Below are 5106 nucleotides of genomic sequence, written 5' to 3' on the forward strand. Positions count from 1 at the left end.
TGGTTGGAGGCAGTATTGGCTGACTCGGTGAAGGTTACGCCGTTGCCTGCGGTAATGTTGACGTTGTTGTTGGCGGTAATGTTGGATGCGATTTCAGCAGAGTCTTTGGCGTTGATGACAACATTGGCCGCATTCATATCGCCTTTGATAGCGGTAGATTCTTTTTTGTTTTCATCAGCGTAGTTGACGTTCAGGTTGGCATTCACATCAACGTTTGAACCGTCTTTGGTGTATGCGCCGACAGTCAAAGATGCGCCGCCTTGTTTGCTGCTGCTGTTGCTGGTGTTGTGGGCGGCAGTGTTGTGGTATGAACCTGCATCAATGTTGATTGCACCGGTTACATCGTATTTTGTACCTTCATCAGACACTTTGTCATTTGCCAAAACGATGGCATTGCCTGCGTTGATGGTGGTTACGGTTGCAGTGGATTCATTGTGGGTCGAAGAGTTGCCTTGACCTTGTGCAGTGATTTCACCGCCGATGCCTTTGTTGGTGCTGATGCCAACAGAAACGACCAAACCGCCGCCGTTTTGTTTCACATCGGATTTTGCACCGCTGTGTGCCGCTGCATGGGTAACGTTTTTGGCAGATTCAACCACATTGCCGGTCGCGTTAATCACGGTACCTTCTTGATTAATATTGCCGTTTGCAGTGATGGTAGCGTTGCCGCCGGTGTTGATGTTGGATACATGGGATGTATTCGTTACGGTAGTTGCATCTGTTTTGGTGCTGGTAATGCCGACAGATACGCCGACGCCTGCAACGTTATTTTTTTCGTATGCAGTAGCAGATACGCCCAAATCGGTTACGCGGCCGGATTCGGTCACAGTGCTGCTGCCTTTGGATGCAACAACATTGACGTCATTGGCTGCGGAAATGTTGACAGATTCTTCGCCGTTGACTTGGCTGCCGCTGACGGTAACGTTTGAGTTGGAAGACAACTGGGTGTTTTTACCGGTCAAAATGCTGCCGTTCAGGCCGACAGAATGGGTGTCGGTGTGGGTATCGGTAAATTTGATACCGGCTTTGGCAGTCACGCTGCCGTTTTCTTTATTGGTTTCGATACCAGAGTAGCCTTTGATGGAATACTCGTTGACCTGCTTGTTTTCTACTGCTTTGGCTGCATCAATGGTCAAATCGCCTGCGGAAGACAGTTGCAGTTTTTGTGCCGCAAACAATGCAGAACCGATCACATTGATGTCTTTGTTGGAAACAACGGTCAGGTCGGCATTGGAAACCAGGGTAGAACCGGTTACTTTTTCAATGCTGCTGTTGCTGCTGGTTTTAGAGGTAGTGATATTGAAAATCGTACCTTTACGCGCGCTTTGTGCGGAAGTATCGGTGCTGGTGGCGTTTTTAATATCAACATTGCCTGCTTTGGAGCTGACGAATGTACCGGCTTGGCCTTCAACGGTACTGCCGTAAACGTTGACGCCGTTTTTTGCACCCAAGACTACGTTTGAGTTGGCAGTAATGCTGCTGCCGTGCAGGTTTTCTGTACGGTTGTTTTGAACTTGGCTTTCACCGCCGAACAGGCCGCCCCAGTATTTTTTCTGGTCATCGAGGCTGTTGGTATTAGTGGTGGTTTGAGTGCCCAAGTTGATCTTGTTGACATCGGTAACGACATTGCCGTTTGCCGCGATGCTTGCGCCGTAAGTGCTCAAATCGCCTTCGGAAATCAAACCGATATCACCGGCTGCGGAGATTTTGGTTTGATGGGCGGTAGAGTTTTTGGAAGATTTTGTAGCGATACCGGTTTTCAGGGCGGCAGTTTCATTTTTGAAGCTGACATAAGTCGAGCTGCTGTCGGTTTCGCTGTTGCTGCTCAATACGATTCCTTGTTGGGCGGCAATGCGAGCATCAGCAGCCGAGTTTAGTTCGGTCGCATCCAATTGAACTTTGCCTGTGGTGGCAATATTGACAGAGCCGGCATTGATTTTGGTTTGATGCAGGCTTTCGTCAGCAGAAGAGCTCAGGTTGTTGTTGTACCAAAGGCCTTTGCTTTGAGTATGGTCGGATTCTATGCGGTTGGTGGTTTTTACCGCGTTAGAATTGAAGTTGCCTGTGGCAGATGCGGTCAGCGCGCCGGCATTGATGTTGGCTGCGCTCAGGTTGAGGCTGCCGCTATTGTTCAAAGTCAATGACTCGGATGCATTGATATTGCTGGCGGTAAAGGTTTCCGTTTTGTTGCGGTCTGAACGGAAGTGCTGAACATTTTTCGCCTCTTTGCCGCTGGAAGACTTGTTAGCAGAATGGCTGTTAACCGTGCCTTTGATGTCGGTATCGCGGGCAAACAATTCCATTTGTGCGCCGGTCAGATTGGCAGACTGGATGCTCAGGTTGCCTTTGCTGTCGATATTCAGGTAGCGGGTGCCGGTAATCGCCGCATTTTGAATGTTTTGTTTGGCGCGTTTGTCGGTCGCGTGGATGCGGATGGTACCGGCACGCATACTGCCGAAGATATGACCGTCAAGCACCGGCGCATTTGAAGCAGCGTCCAATGCTTCGATTTGCGCGGTTTTGTAGTCGAAGTTGCTTTTGCCTGAAGAAACGTTGATGGCGTCGGCGGCATTAACATTGGCTGATTTACCGACAACAACTTGCGGCGCGAGCAGGTCAACTACGCGGTTGCCGCTCAAATTGCCGTTTACTTGCAGTTGTTTGCCATTGTCGCTGATATTAAAAGATTTCAACGTGCCGTCTGAAACGGTTGGCGTACCGACAACCAAGGATGTGCGGTTGGCATTCAGGATGCTGCCGCCGTTGTGGGTAATGCCGTTAGGGTTTGCCAAAACATAGTCTGCGGCAATACCGAAGATCTCTTGCTGACCCAAGATCAGAGAAGGGTTTTTGCTGACCACTTCGTTCAAGATCACAGATGCGGCCTGACCTTGGAAGTTTTTGTTGGCAGACAGGTTTCCGGCCAGTTGGGATTTACCGGCAGACAGGGCGTTATTCAAAACGGCACCGTGTTGGGAAACGTTGTACTTGTTATATTGGTTGTGAGAAAGACCTTGGGCCGTCGGTGCGGCAATGTTGACGATGTCAACATTGTGTTGCTGCTGTACCGAAGTTTGGCCGATGGCTTCGATATTGGCCGCTACCGCTGCATTTCCCAGGAATGCAAAGCACACGGCGACAGTTACTTTGCCAGAAGCTGAGAGCTTAGGCTGATATAAAGTGTCGATTTTCATGGATTTTAATCCTTATTTATCGTGATGGAGATTGAATCAGAAATCCCATATCGGGTATGAGATTTCTGTTGAGGAAATTTTGAATGTATTAACATTGTTATAAAATTTTTTACAATAATACCACCAGTACGGCCTTGTGTGCACTATTTCAAATGCAAATATAAACCGCCCATCTTATTGATATTAATGAAAAATTAATAATGTTAAGATGGGCGGTTTATATATTGGATAAAAGGATATATATTTACATAACTTTAAAATGGAATGCGCAAAGAAACGGTCACATGATCCTGTATTTCACTGTTTGATTGGTTGGGCATGCGCGCAAAACCTTTGCCATAGTCGGCAGAAAGTTGCCATTTATCCGCCTTGCCCAAATTCAAACCTGCAACCACACCCATGGCGCGTTGCGAACCTTCGTTATTGTTTTTGGCAACGCCGATGTCTGCACCCAGATAAGGCTCGATATAGATGCCGTGAGGCGTATTGCGGCGGAAATAAACGGTATTGCTTAACAGGACTGCGCTGTTTGCGCTCAAAGAAGTTGAACGGAAACCGCGTACATTTTGATGACCGACGACGTCCATTTCTTTGGTGGCAAACAAATCATGAGGGCTATATTGGGCATCGATTTGGTGATGGTTGCGCACGATCCATTTACCCAATGGGCGGTTTTGAATCAAATTGCTTTGCAAGGATACAGAGGTATAGCGCTTGTCGAACGGCGTATGTTCGGTATTTTTCGCAAACCCTTGTTCCACGCCGATATTGTTGAGCCAAATACCGTTTGGCAGGATGGTTGTATGCGACAGGCCGACTTGTGCCGAATAGATTTCCGGGCTTTGCAGTTCCAGTTTGCTGTCGGCAAATTTTGCAGTCTGTTTCACATAATCGATGCCGGCATAGGCGGAGGTAATGTGTTTTTGACTGCGTGAAAATACGCGGTCCGCTTTGATTCCTGCCGCTTTGGATTTGGAGCGGTAGGCATAGCGCGTTACGCTGGGCGTTAAGATGCTTTGCGATTGCGACGCGGCGGCGTAAGTGCTGAATGTCCATGCGCCATAAGGTACTTGGTAGAACATACTGCCGCCGCGACTGTAATGGCTGTCGTGATTGTTTAGATTGGTATAGCCGTTTAGATAAAGGGAGTCGCTCAATCCCAACGGGCTGCCGATATTCAGGCTGCCGCGAAGTGTCGTGGTATTGGGTTTGCTGCCTTTATTGTCGATGGTGACGCTGCCGCCCCAATGTTTTTGGGCATCGTTGTTGAGTTGGATGGAGGCGGTGCCGTCATCATGCGGATAAACATCGATGCTGACGTTGTTGCCGGCAACATGGTTTGCCTGTTCAATACCTTGGTCGAGGTATTGGATGTTTAGAGGTTTGCCTTGATGATCGGGGAAGAGGGTATCGACGTTGACTGTACGGGAGCCGCCGGTAATCTCACGGATTTTGCCTTCGATGACTGCCAATTTCAGGACGCGTTCAGACGTGGTTTCAAATTTGATTTGCGTATGCGGATAGCCTTGAGCGATATACTCGGCAACGATGTCCCGGTTCAGTTGGTTGATGTTGTTTTGATTGATGCATTTGGGTAACTTGGCTTCAATCTTTTGGGAATCGATAAGGGTAATGCCGGAAAGCTCGATACCGGTGTAATCCAAGCATTCGGTATTGTTTTCAGACGGCACCTCTTGTGCAACCGTGTCGTTATCTTGTTTTTTCTGTAAATCCCATGCCGACTGCTCGCGTTTTTGGATTTCGACCGAATGAATCTGATCGAGGTTGTCGCGGAAGTCTTTGTCGAATTGGTTGGGTACGTTTTTATCGATTTGATTAAGCGGATTCGGTGTATTGGCCGCATAGGCGTTTAGCGCGGAGAGAATCAATACGGGCAGGGGAAGAAGGCGGG

At 48.5% G+C, this 5106-nt stretch carries 2 protein-coding genes; both read right to left on the reverse strand.

Annotated features, from left to right (window positions below; all coding sequences use genetic code 11):
* Positions 1–3194, reverse strand: a 3194-nt coding sequence (locus tag ACTHUE_RS10685; RefSeq protein ID WP_440423443.1) for a two-partner secretion domain-containing protein, incomplete at its 3' end; no start/stop codon positions are given.
* A 254-nt stretch (positions 3195–3448) separates the two neighbouring features.
* Positions 3449–5106, reverse strand: a 1658-nt coding sequence (locus tag ACTHUE_RS10690) for a ShlB/FhaC/HecB family hemolysin secretion/activation protein (RefSeq protein ID WP_440423445.1), incomplete at its 5' end; no start/stop codon positions are given.

It is taken from the genome of Neisseria sp. P0021.S005 (genome assembly GCF_051956955.1).